This is a genomic window from Pseudomonas sp. BP6 (assembly GCF_017875935.1).
Classification (GTDB): domain Bacteria; phylum Pseudomonadota; class Gammaproteobacteria; order Pseudomonadales; family Pseudomonadaceae; genus Aquipseudomonas; species Aquipseudomonas putida_Y.
The window spans coordinates 1,493,355-1,513,643 of record NZ_JAGINI010000001.1; the positions used below are offsets into that span (position 1 = coordinate 1,493,355).

Sequence of the window (20,289 nt, forward strand, 5' to 3'; positions counted from 1 at the left end):
CCCGCATCCTCGACGGGATTTGTTGATGCATATCAACGGCGTTCACCCGCCCCGCAGAAACCCGCAAGAATCAGGGGAGCTGGAAAAAGTCGCGCGCCGTTGCCGTGGTATGCGCCGCCGTGTGCTCGGCTGACTCACCGCGATGCGAGGCCACCTCGCGCAGTACCTCCGGCAAGAACGCCGGCTCGTTGCGCCCACTCTTGGGCTTGGGTCGCAAGCTGCGCGGCAGCAGATAGGGTGCGTCGCTTTCCAGCATCAGCCGGCCTTGAGGGATGTTGCCCACCAGCGGGTGCAGGTGAGTACCGCGGCGTTCGTCGCAGATCCAGCCGGTAATGCCGATGTGCAGGTCCAGGTCCAGGTAGGCGAACAGCGCCTCGCGCTCACCGGTAAAGCAGTGCACCACCGCGCCGGCCAGGTGGTCGCGGTAGTCCTTGAGAATCGCCAGCAAGCGCTCGCTGGCATCGCGCTCGTGCAGGAACACCGGCAGGCGCAGCTCCGCAGCCAGTGTCAGCTGGGCTTCCAGGGCTTTTTCCTGCAGCGGGCGAGGGGAAAAGTCGCGGTTGAAGTCCAGGCCACATTCGCCCACAGCGCGTACGCGCGGTTCACTCAACAACAGTCGCAACTGGCGCTCGCTGTCGGCATCCCAGGCCTTGGCATCGTGAGGGTGCACGCCGGCCGTGGCGAAGAGGTGCGCGCCGCTGGCATCCAGTTGTTGGCACAGCTCCAGCGCTTGTTCGCTGACCGCCAGGCTGGTGCCTGTCAGCAGCATTTGCGTAACGCCGGCCTCCAGTGCGCGCTCGACGATTGCTGCCTGTTGGTCATGGAAACTGCTGTTGGTCAGGTTGACGCCGATATCGATCAGTTGCATGGTGCTGTCTCGTGCCGCGGGACGGCCAGCATAGCAAATGCCGCGTTTTTCTGAAAAAACCAAGAACTTCATGCTGTTGCCGTGGTCATTTGCCGTCGTTCATCACTTGGCGGTGCACCCCATGGATGCCGCTCACCGACCACGGACACGTTTTCGCATGCTGCGATGCTGGCTCATTTTTCTGCTGACGCTCGGGTTGATCTTTACCGGCCCCGCCCAGGCGCGTACGCCGGGGCCACAGCAGAACATACCGCCTGCCAAGGTGCGTGACCTGCTGCAGATTCGCACCAGCAAAGTACTGCGAGTGCTGGTCAACCAGAGCCGCAACAGCTCGGGGGAGGTCAAGGGCGAGCCAGTAGGCATCGAGTATTATCGCCTGCGTGCCTTGGAGCATTTCCTCAATGCTCGTACCGCCGACGACCAGCAGATTCAGCTAAAGCTCATCCCGCGAGCCAAGGAGCAGTTGTTGGGCGCCCTGGCCCGCGGCGAGGGTGACCTGGCCGCGCCAGGCGAGCTGCTTGACCCCACGACGGTGGGCGCTGTCAGCAGCAGTGCGCCGATACTCGACCAGGTGCCGCTGACGCTGGTCGGGCGCAAAGGCGAGCGAAGTTTCAGCAAGGTCGAACAGCTGTCAGGGCGTACCGTCGCCTTGACCAGCGCCAGTGCCGCCGGGCCGCTGATCCAGCAGGTCAACCAGCAACTGGCACTGCGCAAGCGGCCGCTGATCAAAGTGGAGTGGGTCGATTCGACACTGGCGGTGGAGGATGTGCTGGAGATGGTACAGGCGGGTATCTACCACCTGACCGTGGTCGAGCAGCCCATTGCCCGGCGTTGGGCCCGGGTTATGCCGCGCTTGCGCCTGGACAGCCGGGTGCGCCTGGGGCCGCCGCAAGCCATGCGCTGGTATGTAGGGCGTGATGCGCCGCAACTGTTGGCAACAGTCGATCACTTTCTGCAAGGTTACCGCGCGCCAGACAACCAGGATGCGGCGTTCGAGCGTATCTACCGCCGCCAGTACCGGGTACACAACCCGTTGGCCAGCAAGGGCCGCCAGCGTCTGGCCTCGGTACGGGCAGTGTTGCAGAAACACGGCCAGGCGCAACAGATCGACTGGCTCAACCTGGCTGCACTGGCCTTCAAGGAGTCGACGCTCAACCCGGCTGCACGCGGCACTGGCGGTGCCCATGGCCTGATGCAGATTACCCCCGCGGCGGCCCAGCGGGTAGGGGTGAGCAATACCGCGACGGTAGATGGCAATGTCCTGGCCAGTGCCCGTTATCTGGCGCTTATCCGGCGCAAGTTTTTTGCCAGTGCCAAGATCAATGAGCGTGAGCGCATGGCCTTTGTGCTGGCAGCCTACAACCTTGGCCCCGAGCGGGTTCAGGCCATGCGCGCAGAGGCCCGACGGCGAGGGCTCAACGGTAACCAGTGGTTCTTCCAGACCGAGCGTATCGCCATGGAGCAGGTGGGGATGGGACCGGTCAATTTCGTCAATAGCATCAACAAGTACTACCTGGCGTTCAACCGCGAACGCACAGCACTGGAGCGCGTAGCGAAGCGTTAATAATCGATTACATCGATTGTTATGTTGGGTTTTTTGCGATTTTCATATCTATTGAATTGATTATGATGGCGCCCATCCCAACACAACTGCTTCGCTTCAAGGACGCTTCCACATGAACAACACTACCCTCAACGCACTGTTCTCTACTCGTGCTGGCGCAGGCCTAAGCGTTATCCGCATCCTGGTCGGCATCATCTTCATGGCCCATGGTGCGCAAAAACTCTTCGGCCTGTTCGGCGGCTACGGCCTGGAAGGCACCGGCCAATGGATGGAAAGCATCGGCCTGGCGCCGGGTTATCTGATGGCCTTGCTGTCCGGCAGTGCCGAATTCTTCGGTGGCCTGGCCTTGGTGGTCGGCCTGCTGGCTCGCCCGGCGGCCCTGGCGCTGACGGTGACCTTGATAGTGGCGATCGTTTCGGTGCACATCGGCAACGGCCTGTTCATGTCCAACAACGGCTATGAGTTCGCCCTGGCGCTGTTGGCCGGCACTGTTGCAGTCATGATCGAAGGCGCCGGCCGCTTTTCGCTCGACCGCCTGATCGCCCGCTAATCACCTGTATGCTGCGAGCAACGAGCCGCAGGCAAGCGCGGGCCAATACTCGGCTTGTTCTTGCTTGCGGCTTGTAGCTTGCAACTTGGGGCTCATCGCTCTAGCATACCGCCTGCGCCGATTTAAACAGCTACTTGCGGGGCGCAGGAAAGCCCCACCTCCGGGTCGTCCGAAATACCGCTAAAGCGCTGGTTCGGTGACGCCTCCCACCGCTGCCCAGCGGGATTCGCGAGGCGGAGAGAAACTCCATGAGTTGCCCACGTACCAGTGTCTGTTTGAGCCCTTTGCCTGCCAGCCAGGCGTCCCGTACACCGCGCATCCTGCTCGGCGGTCGGCATCAGCCCACCCTTTTGCGTCATCTTGAAGGCCTGTCACGGCGCAAGGGGCAGGCACGTGCCTTTCTGATCCAGTTTGCCGATAGCGGCTGCCACCTCGCGCAGTATGGCAATGACCGTTTCGATCTGGCTGTGATCCAGGCGCCGGTGCCGGATGAGGCCGCCGAAGTCATAGGCCATCTTACCCGCATCGCGCGTCAAGGCCTGATTACCCGCCGCTGAGGAATGCGCTATTGAGCACCAATATCATTACCACAGAAGGCCATGAGGCACTGAAGAAAGAGCTGGACCACCTGTGGCGGGTTTATCGCCCGGAAATCACCCAAAAGGTTGCCTGGGCGGCGTCGTTGGGTGACCGCAGCGAGAACGCGGACTACCAGTACAACAAGAAGCTGCTGCGCGAAATCGACCGCAGGGTGCGGTACCTGCGCAAGCGTCTTGAAGATGTGAAAGTGGTGGCCTATTCGCCTGAGCAGGAAGGTAAAGTATTTTTCGGTGCCTGGGTTGAGATCGAGAACGACGAGGGCGAGACCATGAAGTTTCGCATTGTCGGCTACGACGAGATCTACGGGCGCAACGATTACATTTCGATCGATTCGCCCATGGCTCGCGCCTTGTTGAAGAAGGAGGAGGGTGATGAGGTGGTGGTGCATACACCTACCGGTGAAGCGACCTGGTATGTGAGCAGCATCAGTTACGGCCAGGGCGTCTCGACGGACTGACTGGGCCCGTTTTGCGCCGCCCTGAGGCATGTGCTGTCCTTTTAAGGAATCGCCCAGCCCTCAGGGTCGGTCCTGCAGAAGCTCTGACAGCCAGGCCTCAAGCCTCGCGCAACACCGCCAGCGGGCTGGCATTCAGCGCCCGCCGCGTTCCCAGCACCCCCGCACCACCCACCAGCAGCGCCCCCGCCAGCGGCAACACCAGCAACCACGGGTGCGGGCTCCACTGCAAGTCGAAGGCATAACGATACAGTACCCAGGTAATCAGTTCGCAGCCCACGGCCGCCAATAGCCCGCTGGCCGCACCCAGCAGGCCGAACTCGATACGCCGTGCCTTGACCAGCAACGGCCGCGCCGCACCCAATGCCCGCAGCAGTGCGCCTTGGCGAATGCGCTCGTCCAGCGTGGCCTGCAAGCCAGCGAACAGCACGGCCAGCCCGGCGGCCAGCACGAAAAGCAGCACATACTCCACCGCCAGGGTGACCTGGGCGAGGATGCTGCGCAGCTGGTCGAGCAAGGCATCCACCTGCAGGATGGTCACCGCCGGAAACGCCCGTGACAGTGCCACTACATCCAGGTCATGCCCCGGTGCCAAATAGAAGCTGGTCAGGTAAGTGGTCGGCAGCCCCTGCAGCGTACCGGGCTGGAAGATCATGTAGAAGTTCGGCTGGAAGCTGTCCCAATGCACGCTGCGCAAGCTGCTCACGCGGGCTTGGCGTTGCTGCCCGCCAATATCGAACGTCAGCAGGTCGCCCATCTGCAGTTTCAGGCTGCTGGCCAGTTCCGCTTCCACCGAAACCCCGGGGATGTCGTTGTCGGCTGGCAAGGCTTGCCACCAGCTGCCGGCGCTCAACACATTGCCTTCGGGTAACTCGGCGGCCCAGGTCAGGCTAAGGTCGCGCTGCACCGCGCGCTCGCCTGCCGAGTCCTTGCTGACCATCTGCTGTACCGGTTTTTCGTTGATTTGCACCAAGCGTCCGGGTGTTACTGGGTAGAGCGGTGCCGAAGCGGCATTGACCTGGTGCAGGCGTTGAGCGAACAGCTCACGGTCATCTGGCAGGATGTTCAGGGCGAAGTGGTTAGGCGCATCCTTGGGTAACTGTGCTTGCCAGGTGTCGAGCAGCTCTGCGCGCAGCAGGGCGACCAAGGCCATGGCCAGCAGTATCAGGCCGAAGGCCAGTGCCTGGCCAGCCGCAGCCATGGGGTGGCGTAATAGCTGGCCCAGCCCCAGACGCCAGGTGAGTGGCGCTCCGGCCAGCAGTTGGCGCAGGCTGCGTAAACCGAGCAACAGCAGCCCGCCGAGCAGAAGTGCAGCGACCAGGCCGCCACCGAGCAGGGCGAAGGTGAGCAGCAGGTCGAGGCTCAGGCGCCACATGATGAGGCCCAGGGCGAGGAGGGCGGCGCCGTACACCAACCAACTGCGCGCAGGTATCGGCAGCAGGTCACGGCGCAGCACGCGCAGTGGCGGCACCTGGCCCAGCGCTGCAATCGGCGGCAGGGCGAAGCCAGCCAGTGCCACCAACCCGGTACCGATACCTGCCAGCGCTGGAATGATGCCGCCGGCGGGCACCACGCTCGGCAGCAAGCCGTGCAGCAGGCGGAACAGGCCCAGCTGAGCCAGCCAGCCGAGCAGGGCGCCGGCCAGGGCAGCGACCAGTCCGAGCATGGCCAGTTGCAGGCAATACAGGCCCAACGCCTGGTGGCGCGACAGGCCCAGGCAGCGCAGCAGGGCGCTGGCGTCCAGCCGGCGTGCAGCATAGCGGCTGGCCGACAGAGCCACGGCTACGCCTGCCAGCAGCACAGCCACCAGGCTGGCCATGTTCAGGTAGCGCTCGGCTTTGCCCAAGGCGCCGCCGATCTGCTGGTTGCCATCGCGAGTGTCACGCAGGCGCTGGTTGGCGGCCAGGTCTTTTTCCACGGCCTGACGGTACTGCGCCAGCGCCTCGGCATCGCCGCGCCACAGGTCGCGGTAGGTGACCCGGCTACCCGGCTGGATCACACCGGTGGCTTCCAGGTCGGCCAGGTTCATCATCACGCGCGGGGTAAGGCTGTAGAAGTTGTTGGCGCGGTCCGGTTCGTAGGTAAGCACACGGCTCATGCGCAGGGATTTCATGCCCACGTCGATGCTGTCGCCGATCGCCAGCCCCAGTGCCGCCAACAGGCGCGGTTCTACCCACACCTCGCCACGGGCAGGGCCGCCGCCGGGTGTTTCTTCGGCATAGGGTGCCGGAGCGCTGCGTACTTGCCCGCGCAATGGGTAGGCGCCGTCGGCGGCCTTGACGCTGGACAGCTGGATGCCATTGTCACCGCCGACCACGCTGGTGAACTCGACCACGTGTGCATGGCGCAAGCCCAGTGCCTTGCCGGCATCGAGCTGTTGTCCGCGGGCCGGGGCGCTGCCCTGCAGTACCAGGTCGGCGCCAAGGAACTCGCTGGCACGCAGCTGCATGGCGCCGTTGAGGCGGGCGCCGAAATAGCCGATGGCGGTGCTGGCGGCTACCGCCACCAACAGGGCAAAGAACAGCACGCGCACTTCACTGGCGCGAACATCGCGCAGCAACTGGCGCAGTGCCAGGCGACACAAGCGGGACAGCGGCATATGGCTCACCGGGCCTCCATCGGCGCCACAAGGCGGCCCGCGTCCAGCCGGATCTGGCGCCGGCAGCGGCGGGCCAGGCGTTCGTCATGGGTGACCAGCACCAAGGTAGTGCCGCGCTCCTTGTTCAGCTCGAACAACAAGTCGCTGATGCGCTCGCCGGTGTGGCTGTCGAGGTTGCCGGTGGGCTCATCGGCAAACAGCACCGCAGGCTGCGCGGCGAAGGCGCGGGCGATTGCCACGCGTTGCTGCTCGCCGCCCGACAACTGCCGAGGTGTGTGGCTCAGGCGCTTGCCCAGGCCGACCCGTTCCAGCAAGGTGCGAGCCTGTTCGCGGGCATCGCGGCGGCCGTCCAGTTCCAGTGGCAGCATGACATTTTCAAGGGCATTGAGGCTGTCGAGCAGCTGGAACGACTGGAACACGAAGCCCACATGTTCGGCACGCACACGGGCACGCTGGTCTTCATCCAGTGGCCCCAGGTCGTGGCCGGCGAGCATGACTTTGCCGGCGCTGGGCCGGTCGAGGCCGGCGAGCAGGCCGAGCAGGGTCGATTTGCCGGAGCCCGAGGCGCCGACGATGGCCAGGCTGTCGCCTTGGGCCAGGTCGAGAGAAAGCGCGTGGAGGATGGTGAGGTCACCTTCCGCGCTGGGGACCACTTTGCTAAGGTTCTGCGCAACGAGAATGCTGGGGCTCATGGAGAATCCGATGCGAGTGTGGTGGTTGAGTGCCGGTCTGGCCCTGTATTGCCTGGCCCAGAGCGCAGCGGCAGGAACACTGCTGATTGTTGGCGATAGTATCAGTGCCGGTTTTGGCCTGGATAGCCGCCAGGGCTGGGTGTCTCTCTTGCAGGCCCGCCTCAGGGAGGAAGGTTTTGACGATAAAGTGGTCAATGCGTCAATCAGTGGCGACACCAGCGCAGGCGGCCAGGCGCGGCTGCCGGCGCTGCTTGCAGCACATAAACCAAGCCTGGTGGTGCTGGAGCTGGGCGGCAACGATGGTCTGCGCGGGCAGCCGCCTGCTCAATTGCAACAAAATCTTGCCTCGATGATCGAGCACTCGCGCGAGGCAGGTGCCAAGGTGCTGCTCTTGGGCATGCGCCTGCCGCCCAATTATGGTGTGCGTTACACCACTGCATTTGCCAAGGTGTATGAACAGCTGGCGGTGGACAAACAGGTTCCTTTGGTGCCGTTTTTCCTCGAAGGGGTAGGGGGTGTACCTGAGTTGATGCAGGCTGATGGCATCCATCCGGCCCAGGGTGCTCAGCAGCGGCTGCTGGAAAATGCCTGGCCAGCGATAAAACCCTTGCTGTGACGCTTTAAACGGGGACGCCTTTCGGCTAATGTTGCGCCCCCCGTTTCGAGTGCTCCAAATGCCGCGCCCTGCCTGGTCCCTGTATGCCTATCAACTGATCGAGCCCGATGAGCAGCTCGACCTGTTCGCCTGCCAGGAAATTCGCGTCCACCTCGTGGCCCGCCAGCTTGAGCTGGGCGTGCCGGTCGACCGTACTTTGTGCGGCGGCCTGCTGCCAGCCCAGCCGCGTTGGTCGGGGGTGCCGCGATCGATCTATCGCGATGGCCGCCTGTGTGAGCTGTGCCGTGCCATCCTCGATGCCCAGCGACGTGGCATGCGCCCGGTGTGGCCAGAGCTGCACGGCAGCTGAACGACAAGCGCCTTTCATCATCTGAAACGTTTGCAACGTGCCAATGCCTCCCGCTTGCATCGGCGCGGGTGTACAATCGATCCTCTTGACCCACCTTTCGAAGGATTTACCGGATGTTGCCGCGCTTTCCTGCCGTCACCCGTAGCCTGTCCCTGGCCGCCCTGTTGGTAGCGGGCCCCGCTGCTGCGCTGGAGCTGCCACTGCCACCGCCCGGTGAAGACATCGTCGGCCAGGTGCATGTGATCAAGGCAAAGTACGAGGACACGTTCGCCGATATCGGCACCGCAAACGACCTTGGCTACCTGGAAATGATCGCCGCCAACCCGGGCGTGGACCCTTGGCTGCCGGGCGCCGGCACCGAGATCATCCTGCCGACCCGTTTCGTCCTGCCGCCGGGCCCGCGCGAAGGCATCGTCATCAACCTGGCCGAGTACCGCTTGTACTACTTCCCTAAGGGGCAAAGCGTGGTGTACACCTTCCCGCTGGGTATTGGTCGCGAGGGTTGGGGGTCGCCGATCGCCAACACCAGGATCACCGCCAAGACGCCCAACCCGACCTGGACGCCGCCCGCTTCGATTCGCAAAGAGCACGCAGCTGACGGTGACATCCTGCCGACCGTCGTGCCGGCTGGCCCGGACAACCCGCTTGGGCCGTTCAAGTTCACCTTGGGCGTGCCGGGCTACCTGATCCATGGTTCGAACAAGAAGTTCGGCATTGGCATGCGCACCAGTCACGGCTGCTTCCGCATGTTCAACAATAACGTGCTTGAACTGTCGAAGATGGTGCCGGTAGGGACTCCGGTGCGCATCATCAACGAGCCTTACAAGTTCGGTATCAGTGGCGGCAAGGTCTATCTTGAGGCACACACGCCGCTGGATGACCACGGCAACCCGTCGGTGGTCGACAAACACACCGCCGTTATCAATACCTTGCTCAAGCGCGAAGACCTGGCCAATAACCTACGCATGAACTGGGACATGGTGCGTGATGTGGTGGCCGCTGAAGATGGTATGCCGGTAGAAATTGCCGTGCCGGTGGATAACCAGGCGGGCGCACCGATGGTGACGAGCATTCCGCCCGAACTGCAGTAAGGTAATTTCGACACACCCAGTCCTGCCTTAGTGCAGGCCTTTTCGTACCTGCTGGCCGCGTTTGCCGGTTTCAAAGGCAATAAAAAAGCCGACCCACAAGTGGGTCGGCTTCTTAACAATCCGTGAGGATTATTACTTGCGGCTGGCTTTGTCCAGCATACGCAGAGCGCGCTCGTTGGCTTCGTCAGCGGTCTGCTGAGCCTTCTGAGCGGCTGCCATTGCGTCGTCAGCCTTACGGTAGGCTTCGTCAGCACGAGCTTGAGCGCGAGCTGCTGCGTCTTCAGTCGCAGTCAGACGAGCTTCGGTTTCTTTGGATACGCTGCTGCAACCGGTAGCCAGAACTGCGGCCAGAGCCAGAGCAGAGAATTTCAGAACGTTGTTCATCGTGTTCCCCTTCAAGGACTTTCTATTAAATAGCCATCTCTCAGGAAAGAGAAACTGGCCGGCGTACATAGTACCCATTACTTGTAGTAAGTAAACTGACAGAGCGCAAGAACTGCAAAAAAAATGTTGCTTGACCCTGCGCCGACAAGATTTGCGACGTGTCTGTGAAAAAAATGTGCAGGGTTCGCAAGCGATTGTGGTACTGGAACTTTTTTGTTGAACTAAGGGTGACTTTAACTGTCGATCAGCGTCTTAAGCCCTAGAACATCCGGTGGCTGTTGGGCGGGCTTGGGAAAGTCGCCCGGGCGGCGTTTTGAGCATTTTTAACCGCCACCACCTTGAGCAATCCCGCTTGCGGTGCCTACTATCTTGTGAGTGCCAGAGGATCCGAACGATTACAATCGTCCAATCGTCGAAGCGGCAACAGGTGGCGTAGAGGATTCTGTGCCGGATAAACCACCATCGGTTAAGGTATGGGTCTGCCGAGAAGACCTGCGAGGAGTAGTGATGAGCGAAGCGCTGACCATCCACCATGACCAGGCCGGTCATCAGTTCGAGACCAACGTGGACGGTCATCGTGCCTATCTGACGTACATGGATCTGGGCAAGCAGACGCTGGACATCTATCGCACCTTCGTGCCCAATGCCCTGCGCGGCCGCGGGATTGCTGCCGCCCTGACCGAGCGTGCCCTGGAGTACGCCGAGCAGATGGGCTACACGGTGATCCCGTCTTGCTCGTATGTGGAACGTTACATGGAGCGCCAACAGCGGCATTCGAGCAAGGCCTGAGCTGACGACAGGTACCAGACACAACAAAAAACGCCGGGCAGTGCCCGGCGTTTTTTGTTCGCGCAATATTCAACTGCGCTTACGCTGCGGCAGCACATCCTTGAGCTTGGCATGCATGCTGCGCAGGGTTTTCTCGGTGGCCGACCAGTCGATGCAGGCGTCCGTGATCGACACCCCATACTGCAGATCGTCCAGGTTTTTCGGAATCGACTGGCAGCCCCAGTTCAGGTGGCTTTCGACCATGAGGCCGATGATCGACTGGTTGCCTTCGAGGATCTGGTTGGCGACGTTCTCCATCACCAGCGGTTGCAAGGCTGGGTCCTTGTTGGAGTTGGCATGGCTGCAGTCGACCATGATGTTGGCCTTGATCTTGGCCTTGGCCAGGTCCTGTTCGCACAGGGCGACGCTGACCGAGTCGTAGTTCGGCTTGCCATTGCCGCCGCGCAGTACCACGTGGCCGTATGGGTTGCCCTTGGTGGTGACGATCGACACGCCGCCTTCCTGGTTGATGCCCAGGAAGCGGTGCGGCTTGGACACCGACTGCAGGGCATTGATGGCAACGGTCAGGCCGCCGTCGGTGCCGTTCTTGAAGCCCACCGCCGAGGACAGGCCCGAGGCCATCTCGCGGTGTGTTTGCGACTCGGTGGTGCGGGCGCCGATGGCCGACCAGCTGATCAGGTCTTGCAGGTACTGTGGGGAAATCGGGTCGAGCGCTTCGGTGGCAGTCGGCAGGCCCATTTCGGCCAGGTCCAGCAGCAACTTGCGGCCGATGTGCAGGCCGTCCTGGATCTTGAACGAGTCATCCAGGTACGGGTCGTTGATCAGCCCTTTCCAGCCGACGGTGGTGCGCGGCTTTTCGAAGTACACGCGCATGACCAGGTACAGCGTATCGGACACTTCTTCGGCCAGCACTTTCAGGCGCTCGGCGTATTCGTGGGCAGCCTTGATGTCGTGGATGGAGCAAGGGCCGACCACGACGAACAGGCGATGGTCCTTGCCGTCGAGAATATTGCGCACGACTTCACGGCCGGCAGTCACGGTCTGCAGGGCCTTGGCGCTGAGGGGGATTTCCTTCTTGAGCTGATCAGGGGTGATCAGGGTCTCGTTGGAGGCAACGTTCAAGTCATCGATCGGTAAATCAGCCATCGTGTTACTCGTCAGGTCACGGGTGCCGGCCGCCAACTAACCCCGTGCGGCCCAGCAGCAAGAATAATCGCAGCGGGGAGCCGAACCTTAGCGCGTTACAGGTGGCACGACAATGGGCTTGACCCAGTCATTGTGGGGTTTTTACCTGAGCGAGGGTGTTGCGTGCGAATGGACTGCCCAGCGCTGCGTAACCTGTGTAAAAAGAGCGCTGACTATAGACCTGGAGATTGGCATGCATTCTCACCCCCCTCGCATCGGCATCATCGGCAGCGGTGCCATTGGTGGCTTTTATGGGTTGATGCTGGCCCGGGCCGGTTTCGACGTGCATTTTCTGTTGCGTAGTGAGTATCAGGCCGTTTGTGAACAAGGGCTGAGCCTGGACAGTGCCGTGCATGGCGCATTGCAGATGAGGGTGCAGGCGTATGCCAGTGCCACCGACATGCCGCCCTGTGACTGGCTCCTGATCGGGGCCAAGGCCACCAGCAACGAGCAGTTGGCTCCGTTGATCGTCCAGGCCGCTGCGCCCGGCGCCAAGGTGGTGCTGTTGCAGAACGGCCTGGGTGTAGAGGAACAGTTGCGTCCGGCCTTGCGGAGCGACATGCACCTGCTCGGCGGCCTGTGCTTCATCTGCGTTAACCGCCAGGCACCAGGTGTCATTCGTCACCAGGCTTTGGGTGCGGTCAACCTGGGTTATCACAGCGGGCCGGCCAGCGATTGTGGTGTCGCGCTGGTGAATGAAGGCGCCGGGTTGTTCCAGGCTGCGGGGATCGACTCGCAGGTCATGCCGAACCTGGCCTTGGCACGCTGGCAGAAGCTGGTGTGGAACGTGCCTTACAACGGCCTGTCGGTGCTGCTGGGGGCCAGCACTTCGCCACTGATGGCCGACAGCAATGCCCGCGCGCTGATACAGGCCTTGATGGCCGAGGTGGTGCAGGGCGCGGCAGCCTGTGGCCATGTGCTGCCCGAAGGCTATGCCGAGCACTTGTTCCAGGTGACCGAGCGCATGCCTGACTACTGGCCGAGCATGTATCACGACCACGTCCACAAACGCCCGTTGGAGCTGGGGGCCATCTATGCCGAGCCGCTGGCACGCGCACGGGCGGCAGGCTGCAACCTGCCGCGCATTGAGATGCTGTACCAGGCGCTGAGTTTCATCGACAGCGGCAACAGGCCTGCCTGAAGGGGGCGGAGGCTTCGGCGGGGCGCTACAGCCCGCGGCCACAGCGCGCCGGACGGCAAAGCGAGCGTCCGGCGCGCTGCTAAGCTGAAGCTTGCTCTGCCGCTGCGGCAGTCGAGGAGGTCGAATGATCCGCTCCATGCTGTACGCCACCGACCTCGGTGTCTACGCCCCTTTCGTGATGCAACACGCGCTGGCCCTGGCGCGCACGTTCAGTGCCGAGCTGTATGTGATCCACGCGGTAGAGCCGATGGGGCAGTTCGCCGAATCCCTCCTGCAAAGTTACCTTGATGAGCAGACGCTCGACCAGTTGCATCGCCAGGGGGTGAACACAGTGATGGCGAACATAGAGCAGCGTGTGCTGGAAAACTTTCGTGACGAGCTGGGCGAAGAGGCTGACCTGGCGGTGATCAAGGCCGTGCGGGTGCGTCAGGGTGACCCGGCGCAGGTGATTCTCGACCAGGCTCAGCGGCTAAGCGTCGACCTGTTGATATTCGGTAGCCACAGTGCGGGTGCCGGGGTGGATGTACCGTTGGGGCGTACGGCGGTGCGGCTGCTGCAGCTGTCGCCGGTGCCGGTGTACATGGTGCCCTTGGCGCAGCATCTGGGGCGTAGGAAAGCATGAAGATAGGTGTAGGCCGTCTCCGTGGGCATGTAACAAAATAGTTCTAGATTTATTTCAAGAACCACTAATATAGTTATATATCGTCGCTGCCTGCTGCCGCGGACTCATCGCTGAACCGAGGGAAACCTATGAAGCTTCAACAACTGCGCTACATCTGGGAAGTGGCGCACCATGACCTCAATGTCTCCGCGACGGCGCAGAGCCTGTATACCTCCCAGCCAGGTATCAGCAAGCAGATCCGCCTGCTCGAAGACGAATTGGGTGTTGAAGTATTTGCCCGCAGCGGCAAGCATCTGACCCGCGTTACCCCGGCCGGTGAGCGCATCATCAACACAGCAGGCGAAATCCTGCGCAAGGTCGAGAGCATCAAGCAGATTGCCCAGGAGTTCTCCAACGAGAAGAAGGGCACGCTGTCCATCGCCACCACCCACACCCAGGCGCGCTATGCGTTGCCGCCGGTTATCAGCAGCTTCATCAAGCAGTATCCGGAAGTGTCCCTGCACATGCACCAAGGTTCGCCCATGCAGATTGCCGAGATGGCAGCGGACGGTACGGTCGACTTCGCCATCGCCACCGAGGCGCTGGAGCTGTTCGGCGACCTGATCATGATGCCGTGCTACAAGTGGAACCGTTGCGTCGTGGTGCCACAAGGTCACCCGCTGGCCAAGCTGCCGAAATTGACCCTGGAAGCAGTCGCCGAATACCCGATCGTCACCTACGTGTTCGGCTTCACCGGGCGCTCGAAGCTGGATGAGGCTTTCAATCACCGCGGCCTCACGCCAAAAGTGGTCTTCACCGCGGCTGACGCCGACGTGATCAAGACTTATGTACGCCTGGGGCTGGGCGTGGGTATCGTTGCCGGCATGGCTGTGGACGCCAAGCTCGACAGTGACTTGGTGGCGCTGGATGCCAGTGAGCTGTTCGAAGCCAGCATCACCAAGATCGGCTTCCGTCGTGGTACCTTCCTGCGCGGCTTCATGTGCGACTTCATCGAGAAGTTTGCCCCGCACCTGACTCGTGAAGTGATGGCCAAGGCCATTCAGTGCCACAACAAGCAAGAGCTGGAAGAGTTGTTCGAAGGTGTCGAGCTGCCGGTGCACTGATTCGGGAATGCTGGGGCCGCTGTGGGAGTAACTGTCTAGCTCAATTTCTAAAAGCTGGCGCGATCCCTGTGGGAGCGGGCTTGCCCGCGAATACGGGCGAAGCCCGTGCCATCCACCGCGGTGTCTTCTTCGCGGGTAAACCCGCTCCTACAGAGCGCCAGGACTAGCTCAAGCCTTGCTGATCAGGTTGCCCGCATGCAACCCGCATTCCTTCTGCGTCGACTCTTCCCACCACCAGCGCCCTTCACGCTCATGCTGGTTTGGCAGCACCGGGCGGGTGCACGGCTCGCAGCCAATGCTGATGAAGCCACGCTCGTGCAGGCTGTTGTACGGCAGCTCGAGCATGCGGATATAGCCCCATACCTCTTCACTGCTCATCTGCGCCAGTGGGTTGAACTTGTACAGCGTGCGCTCAGGCGTGGAGAAGGCGCTGTCGATTTCCAGTGCTGCCACCTGGCTGCGGGTGCCGGGGCTTTGGTCGCGGCGCTGGCCGGTAGCCCAGGCGCTGACGGTGGCCAGCTTGCGTCGCAGTGGCTCGATCTTGCGAATGCCGCAGCACTCGCCATGGCCGTCCTTGTAGAAGCTGAACAGGCCCTTTTCCTTGACGAACGGGTCGAGCTTGGCGCGGTCGGGGCTGAGAATCTCGATCGGCAGGTTGTACTGTTCGCGTACCTGGTCGATGAACCGGTAGGTCTCCGGGTGCAGGCGCCCAGTGTCGAGGCTGAATACCTTTACCTGCTTGTTCAGCTTCCAGGCCATGTCGACCAGCACCACATCCTCGGCGCCGCTGAAGGAGATCCACAGGTCATCACCGAAGTGCTCGAAGGCCAGCTTGAGGATGTCTTGCGGGGACTTGTTGGCATAGGTCGCGGCCAGGGCGGCGACGTCGAAGGGTTGGCTCATCAGGCGGTTTCCATCTTGGCTGTGGCGCTGTGCGCTCGTAGTGGTGTGATGGTAACAAAAAACGCGGTCTAGAAGGGCTTACAAGCCCTGCAGGGTCTGCATCAGCACCCGCACTTTGGCTATCGACTCTTCATATTCGGCCTGCCACTGCGAATCGGCTACCACCGCGCCGCCGCCCCAGCAACTGACCTGGCCATCTTTGATCAGCAAGCTGCGAATGGCGATCGAACTGTCCATTTCGCCACGCACATCCACATACAGCAGCGAGCCGCAGTACAGCGCACGGCGTGCTGGTTCCAGTTCGTCGATGATCTGCATGGCGCGGATTTTCGGTGCGCCGGTGATCGAGCCGCCTGGGAAGCTGTCGCCGATCAGGTCCAGCGCATCCTTGTCGCTGGCCAGCTGGCCGGTGATGCTGCTGACCAGATGGTGCACGTTGGGGTAGCTCTCCAAGCTGAACAGTTCCGGGACCTTCACTGAGCCGATCTCACACGTGCGCCCAAGGTCGTTGCGCAGCAGGTCGACGATCATCAGGTTTTCCGAGCGGTCCTTTGGGCTGTGCAGCAGCTCTTCGGCGTTACGCTTGTCTTCAGCCGGGTCGCTGGCGCGCGGGCGGGTGCCCTTGATCGGCCGGGTTTCCACCTGGCCTTGGCTGACGCGGATGAAGCGCTCGGGCGAAAAGCTCAGCAGGGTACTGCCGTCGGCCAGTTGCTGGTAGCCGGAGAAGGGTGTCGGGCAGGCTTGGCGCAGGGCCTGGTAGGCCCGCCATGGATCGCCTTGGCAGGGCGCACGAAAGCGCTGGGTGAGGTTGATCTGGTAGCAGTCACCGGCCTGGATGTAGCGTTGTACCTGGTCGAAAGCTGTTTTGTACTGCTCGGGCTCCAGGTCACCGGCCATCGGCGCGAGTAGGCGGAAGTCGCCGGTGGTGGCGGTGGTGTCCTGGAACAGGCTGATCAGGCGTTCGCGTTTGTCGCCTGCCAGGCTCGGGTGGAACACCAGCTGGCTGGTGCCGAGCAGATGATCGCTGACCAGTGCCCAGTCATACAGGCCCAGTTGTGCGTCTGGCAGGCCGAGGTCGTCCACGGCCAGACTTGGCAGGTGTTCCAGGCGGCGGCCGAAGTCGTAGCTCAGGTAGCCGATCAGGCCGCCGGCGAAGGGTAGTTCTATACCGTTGGGCAAGTCCGCGTGGCCCAGTTGTTCCAGGCCAGCACGCAGGCGCTGGAGGAAGACGCGGCCCTCTTCATCGGGCTGCGCCTGCAGTTGTTGCAGCGGCCATGCGCTGAGCAGGTCGAACCGGCCGCGTTCGGCGCCGGGGCGGGCGCTGTCGAGCAGGATCGCACCGGGGGCCTGGCGCAGGTGGGCGAAATAGGCGGCAGGGTCGGGCTTGTAGGGCAGGGGGTGTAGCGTGCAGGTCGGCATCAGTATGGACGGCGATGTAAAAGCGAGGAGGGCGATTGTAGACCTGTGCAGGAAAAGCGCCTAGCGCTGGGTACGACATTCAACGCTGTGTTTGGCCCATGCGCAGCACAAGGCAGCCCCTGCAGGTCGAGTGAAGCACTTGAACCCCGTGCAGTGGCAGCCTTGTGCTGTGAATGGGCTGCAAGGCAGCCCCTGTATTTCAGCGGTTAGGCACATGCCCGAACAAACCCTGCGCTACCCGTACCCGCTGCTCGGCGTCTTCGCTCACACCCTCCTTGGCCAGTGCTTCGATGTGTGCCTCGATGGCATGGGTGCGTTGAGTCAGGCCGCAATCGTTGGCAATCTGGATGTTCAGCCCCGGGCGGGCGTTGAGCTCCAGAATCAGCGGGCCTTTCTCCTGGTCAAGCACCATGTCCACACCGATATAGCCCAGGCCACACAGTTCATAGCAGCCAGCGGCCAGTTTCATGAAACCGTCCCAGTTCGGCAGTTGCACGCCGTCCACCGCGTTGGTGGTGTCCGGGTGCTTGCTGATGATGTTGTTCAGCCAGGTGCCGCGCAGGGTCACGCCGGTGGCCAGGTCGACACCCACGCCGATGGCGCCCTGGTGCAGGTTGGCCTTGCCGCCGGACTGGCGAGTCGGCAGGCGCAGCATGGCCATCACCGGGTAGCCCATCAGCACGATGATGCGGATGTCCGGCACGCCTTCGTAACTGATGCTCTTGAATATCTGGTCCGGGGTCACGCGGTACTCGATCAGTGCGCGGTCGCGGTGCCCGCCGAGAGAGTACAGCCCGGTGAGGATGCTGGAAATCTGGTGTTCGATTTCCGCATGGCTGATGATCTTGCCCGACACCGTGCGGTAGCGGTCCTCGAAGCGGTCGGCGATTACCAGGATGCCATCACCGCCGGCGCCTTGCGCCGGCTTGATGACGAAATCGCTGCGCCCGCCAATGATCTGGTCGAGCTTCTCGATCTCTTTTTCGGTCTCGATGATGCCGTACATTTCCGGCACATGGATGCCGGCCGCCAGCGCGCGTTCCTTGGTGATGATCTTGTCGTCGACGATCGGGTACAGGTTGCGCTTGTTGTACTTCAGCACATAGTCCGCGTTACGCCGGTTGATCCCCATGATGCCCCGGGCCTCCAGGGCTTTCCACGTCTTGATCAGGCCAAACATCAGGTGTCAGCCTTATTCAGGAAAGCCTTGAAGCGCACGAGCTCGGTCAGGCGGTAGCCGCGATAACGGCCCATCGCCAGCATGAAGCCCACCAGGATCAGCAGCACTGCCGGGAAGGTGAACACGAAGTACACCAGTTCCGGCACCATCATCAGCAGGTGTGCCAGGGCAGCGGCGAACAGGGTGCCGACGGCCACTTTCATGGCATGTCCACCACCACGCTCCTCCCAGGTGATCGACAGGCGCTCGATGGTCATGGTCAGGATCACCATGGGGAACAGTGCTACCGACAGTCCGCGTTCAAGGCCCAGCTTGTGGCTGAACAGACTGATGGCGGCAATCAGCACCACGACAAAGGTCAATACCACCGACAGGCGTGGCAGCATCTGCAGCTTGAGGTGTTCCAGATACGAGCGCAGCGACAGGCCCAGGGCAGTGATCACCGTGAACAGCACAATACCAAAGCCCAGCTGGGTTTCGCGGAACGCCAGGGCAATCAGCACCGGTGTGAATGTGCCCAGGGTCTGGATACCGATCAGGTTGCGCAGCACCAGGATCACCAGCACGCCGATCGGGATCATGACCATGATCATGAAGGTCTGCTGGGTTTGCAGCGGCAGGCCGTACAGCGAGTATTCGAGGAAGTCGGCGTCAGTGTTCTCGTCGGTCAGCTTGGCCAGGCGGATGGCGTTCATCTCGCTGTTGTTCATGCTGAAGGTGACGTTGGCCTTCTTGCCGCCATCGACGGTGATCAGGTTGTCGTCACCGGTCCACCACAGCAGGCGGTCGCTCGGCAGGCCTTGCTCACCGGTGTCCGGGTTGAAGTACAGCCAGTCGTCACCGTTGAAGCTGCGCAACCACAGCTCCGGGGTTTGCGGGGTGTCGGCCAGCAGGCGGATGGTGTGCACCCGTTCCATTGGCACGTGGGCGATCGACAGCAGCAGGTCGATGACCTCGGCTTTCTTCATCGCCGAAGTGTCGCCGGCCAGCAGTAGCTTGACGTTGTCGTCGTTTAGGTTGTTGACCCGCTTGATGGTCTCGCTGACGAAGGTCTCGACGTCAGCCGAGTGCTGACGTATAGGCGCCATCAGCGCTTCGGCGGCGATCTTTTCGGGGCCTTCGACGGCCAGGCTGTCACGGAAGGTCGGGCCTTTGACCTTGGTCTTCTCGCTGCTGTAGCGCTTGGTCAGTACCAGGCGGTAGTAGAGGGTCTGTTTGCCACTGGCGCGACGTGCCGACCAGGTAACCTTGCGGTTGCCGTCTGCACGGTTGATGCTGACCCCGTAGTTGTTGGAGATGAAGCTCTCGTTGAGGCTGACGTAGTCGCGGTTCAGCGGTGGCACGAACATCTGCACCTTGACCGGATCCTTGCTGTTGGCCACGAACTCGACCTTGGCGTCGATGTTCCACAGGTCGTCGGTTTCATCCTCGGTCACCGGGATGCCGAGCACGAAGATCTGATAAGCCGTGACCGCCACGCCCAATAGCACCAGCACGGTGATCAGGGCTTTCAGATGGAGGGTAAGAGAGCGCATCGGGATTACTCTGCTTTGGGAGCGTCGGTGGCACAGGCAGGTTTGCCGGCCGCGTATTTAAGGCTTGGGTCAACCAGTGCGTCGAAGTGCTTGAGCGCCTCGGAGCCGATCAGCAGCGGGAACTGGAAGGCGCTGCGGTCGGTGAGGTTGACTTCGATGGTGCGTCTGGCCTGGCCCATGCAGATTTCGAGTTCGATGACCGGACGGGCCGTGTAGGCCTTGCCCGATTCGGCATCATAGTCGCCAGCCCGGCGCTTGATCTTGCTGACGCGTGCCAGTGGGCGTTCGATCGGGTGCGAATGGGCCGCATCGATCGCGAGGTAGAAGCGTACCCAGCTTTCGCCATTGCGCTTGAACCGTTTGATGTCGCGGGCGCTGAGCGATGCGGTCTTGGCGCCGGTGTCGAGCTTGGCGGCCACTTCCAGATCCAGGTCGCCCAGATGCGCGTATTCGTTGAGACCATACACGGTCTTGCCCGCAGCCTGGCCAAGGGCCGGCAGCAGGGTGAGGCATAACAGCAATAAAACGGGTGTAAGTCTCATATTCCTGGCGCGGTGCTTTGCAAGGTTCTAGGCAAGGTTCAGGGCAAGAAGACTGGCAATTACTGCGCAAGCTTCCTCGTTTATCTGTCAACAAGCATGCATG

Annotated in this window: 21 protein-coding genes; 11 read left to right on the plus strand and 10 right to left on the minus strand. The window is 62.0% G+C overall.

Annotated features, from left to right (window positions below; all coding sequences use genetic code 11):
• Window positions 1-70: 70 nt before the first annotated feature.
• On the minus strand, window positions 71-868 hold the full coding sequence (locus J3A98_RS06715) for a TatD family hydrolase (protein ID WP_176683946.1): 798 nt from the start codon (window positions 866-868) through the stop codon (window positions 71-73).
• A gap of 157 nt (window positions 869-1,025) precedes the next feature.
• Here J3A98_RS06715 and J3A98_RS06720 point away from each other — a divergent pair, with 157 nt between their 5' ends.
• The 4 genes from J3A98_RS06720 (at window position 1,026) to greB (ending at window position 4,039) form a co-directional block, all read left to right on the plus strand.
• Window positions 1,026-2,432 carry a transglycosylase SLT domain-containing protein gene (locus tag J3A98_RS06720; RefSeq protein ID WP_176683945.1) on the plus strand — a complete coding sequence of 469 codons (1,407 nt, stop codon included), beginning with the start codon at window positions 1,026-1,028 and terminating at the stop codon, window positions 2,430-2,432.
• Between the two features lie 112 nt (window positions 2,433-2,544).
• On the plus strand, window positions 2,545-2,982 hold the full coding sequence (locus J3A98_RS06725; protein WP_010953281.1) for a DoxX family protein: 438 nt from the start codon (window positions 2,545-2,547) through the stop codon (window positions 2,980-2,982).
• 248 nt (window positions 2,983-3,230) lie between these two features.
• The gene (locus J3A98_RS06730) at window positions 3,231-3,539 is read left to right on the plus strand and encodes a hypothetical protein (protein ID WP_176683944.1); all 309 of its coding nucleotides are present in this window, start codon (window positions 3,231-3,233) and stop codon (window positions 3,537-3,539) included.
• Window positions 3,540-3,550: 11 nt separating this feature from the next.
• The gene (greB, locus tag J3A98_RS06735; RefSeq protein WP_209964877.1) at window positions 3,551-4,039 is read left to right on the plus strand and encodes a transcription elongation factor GreB; all 489 of its coding nucleotides are present in this window, start codon (window positions 3,551-3,553) and stop codon (window positions 4,037-4,039) included.
• A 97-nt stretch (window positions 4,040-4,136) separates the two neighbouring features.
• Here greB and J3A98_RS06740 read toward each other — a convergent pair whose 3' ends face one another.
• Window positions 4,137-6,644, minus strand: a complete 2,508-nt coding sequence (locus tag J3A98_RS06740; protein WP_176683942.1) for an FtsX-like permease family protein — start codon at window positions 6,642-6,644, stop codon at window positions 4,137-4,139.
• Window positions 6,641-7,327, minus strand: coding sequence for an ABC transporter ATP-binding protein (locus J3A98_RS06745; protein ID WP_021782890.1), 687 nt, complete (start codon window positions 7,325-7,327; stop codon window positions 6,641-6,643). Before J3A98_RS06745 ends, J3A98_RS06740 begins: the two co-directional genes overlap by 4 nt.
• A 10-nt stretch (window positions 7,328-7,337) precedes the next feature.
• On the opposite strand from J3A98_RS06745, the gene J3A98_RS06750 reads away from it, so the two are divergent.
• The 3 genes from J3A98_RS06750 (at window position 7,338) to J3A98_RS06760 (ending at window position 9,383) form a co-directional block, all read left to right on the plus strand.
• Window positions 7,338-7,943 (plus strand): arylesterase, encoded by a 606-nt coding sequence (locus J3A98_RS06750; RefSeq protein WP_176683941.1) that lies wholly within the window; start codon window positions 7,338-7,340, stop codon window positions 7,941-7,943.
• Between the two features lie 58 nt (window positions 7,944-8,001).
• Entirely contained in the window at window positions 8,002-8,292 is a 291-nt protein-coding gene (locus J3A98_RS06755; protein WP_003250283.1) for a hypothetical protein, read from the plus strand.
• A 113-nt stretch (window positions 8,293-8,405) separates the two neighbouring features.
• Window positions 8,406-9,383, plus strand: a complete 978-nt coding sequence (locus tag J3A98_RS06760) for a L,D-transpeptidase family protein (RefSeq protein WP_176683940.1) — start codon at window positions 8,406-8,408, stop codon at window positions 9,381-9,383.
• Window positions 9,384-9,515: 132 nt separating this feature from the next.
• Here J3A98_RS06760 and J3A98_RS06765 read toward each other — a convergent pair whose 3' ends face one another.
• Window positions 9,516-9,767 carry an Lpp/OprI family alanine-zipper lipoprotein gene (locus J3A98_RS06765; protein WP_003250288.1) on the minus strand — a complete coding sequence of 84 codons (252 nt, stop codon included), beginning with the start codon at window positions 9,765-9,767 and terminating at the stop codon, window positions 9,516-9,518.
• Between the two features lie 507 nt (window positions 9,768-10,274).
• Between J3A98_RS06765 and J3A98_RS06770 the strand changes: the two genes are divergently transcribed.
• Complete coding sequence (locus J3A98_RS06770) at window positions 10,275-10,556, plus strand: GNAT family N-acetyltransferase (protein WP_003250290.1); 282 nt, start codon at window positions 10,275-10,277, stop codon at window positions 10,554-10,556.
• 69 nt (window positions 10,557-10,625) lie between these two features.
• Here the strand turns inward: J3A98_RS06770 and J3A98_RS06775 are convergent, their stop codons facing one another.
• On the minus strand, window positions 10,626-11,702 hold the full coding sequence (locus J3A98_RS06775) for a 3-deoxy-7-phosphoheptulonate synthase (protein ID WP_176683939.1): 1,077 nt from the start codon (window positions 11,700-11,702) through the stop codon (window positions 10,626-10,628).
• Window positions 11,703-11,934: 232 nt separating this feature from the next.
• Here J3A98_RS06775 and J3A98_RS06780 point away from each other — a divergent pair, with 232 nt between their 5' ends.
• The 3 genes from J3A98_RS06780 to cysB all read left to right on the plus strand — a co-directional run bounded on the left by J3A98_RS06780 (window position 11,935) and on the right by cysB (window position 14,607).
• Complete coding sequence (locus J3A98_RS06780; RefSeq protein WP_209964880.1) at window positions 11,935-12,882, plus strand: putative 2-dehydropantoate 2-reductase; 948 nt, start codon at window positions 11,935-11,937, stop codon at window positions 12,880-12,882.
• Between the two features lie 124 nt (window positions 12,883-13,006).
• The gene (locus J3A98_RS06785; RefSeq protein ID WP_176683937.1) at window positions 13,007-13,504 is read left to right on the plus strand and encodes a universal stress protein; all 498 of its coding nucleotides are present in this window, start codon (window positions 13,007-13,009) and stop codon (window positions 13,502-13,504) included.
• A gap of 128 nt (window positions 13,505-13,632) precedes the next feature.
• Window positions 13,633-14,607, plus strand: coding sequence for an HTH-type transcriptional regulator CysB (gene cysB, locus J3A98_RS06790; protein WP_010953293.1), 975 nt, complete (start codon window positions 13,633-13,635; stop codon window positions 14,605-14,607).
• Between the two features lie 168 nt (window positions 14,608-14,775).
• Here cysB and J3A98_RS06795 read toward each other — a convergent pair whose 3' ends face one another.
• The 5 genes from J3A98_RS06795 to J3A98_RS06815 form a co-directional block, all read right to left on the minus strand.
• The gene (locus J3A98_RS06795) at window positions 14,776-15,510 is read right to left on the minus strand and encodes a phosphoadenylyl-sulfate reductase (RefSeq protein WP_003250299.1); all 735 of its coding nucleotides are present in this window, start codon (window positions 15,508-15,510) and stop codon (window positions 14,776-14,778) included.
• Between the two features lie 78 nt (window positions 15,511-15,588).
• A complete protein-coding gene (gene pabB / locus J3A98_RS06800; RefSeq protein WP_209964882.1) occupies window positions 15,589-16,929 on the minus strand; it encodes an aminodeoxychorismate synthase component I in 1,341 nt (446 codons plus the stop codon).
• Window positions 16,930-17,128: 199 nt separating this feature from the next.
• Window positions 17,129-18,109, minus strand: coding sequence for an alpha-L-glutamate ligase-like protein (locus tag J3A98_RS06805; protein WP_176683935.1), 981 nt, complete (start codon window positions 18,107-18,109; stop codon window positions 17,129-17,131).
• Window positions 18,109-19,644 carry an inactive transglutaminase family protein gene (locus tag J3A98_RS06810; RefSeq protein WP_176683934.1) on the minus strand — a complete coding sequence of 512 codons (1,536 nt, stop codon included), beginning with the start codon at window positions 19,642-19,644 and terminating at the stop codon, window positions 18,109-18,111. Before J3A98_RS06810 ends, J3A98_RS06805 begins: the two co-directional genes overlap by 1 nt.
• 5 nt (window positions 19,645-19,649) lie before the next feature.
• Window positions 19,650-20,186, minus strand: coding sequence for an ATP-dependent zinc protease (locus J3A98_RS06815; RefSeq protein WP_021782881.1), 537 nt, complete (start codon window positions 20,184-20,186; stop codon window positions 19,650-19,652).
• Window positions 20,187-20,289: the final 103 nt, after the last annotated feature.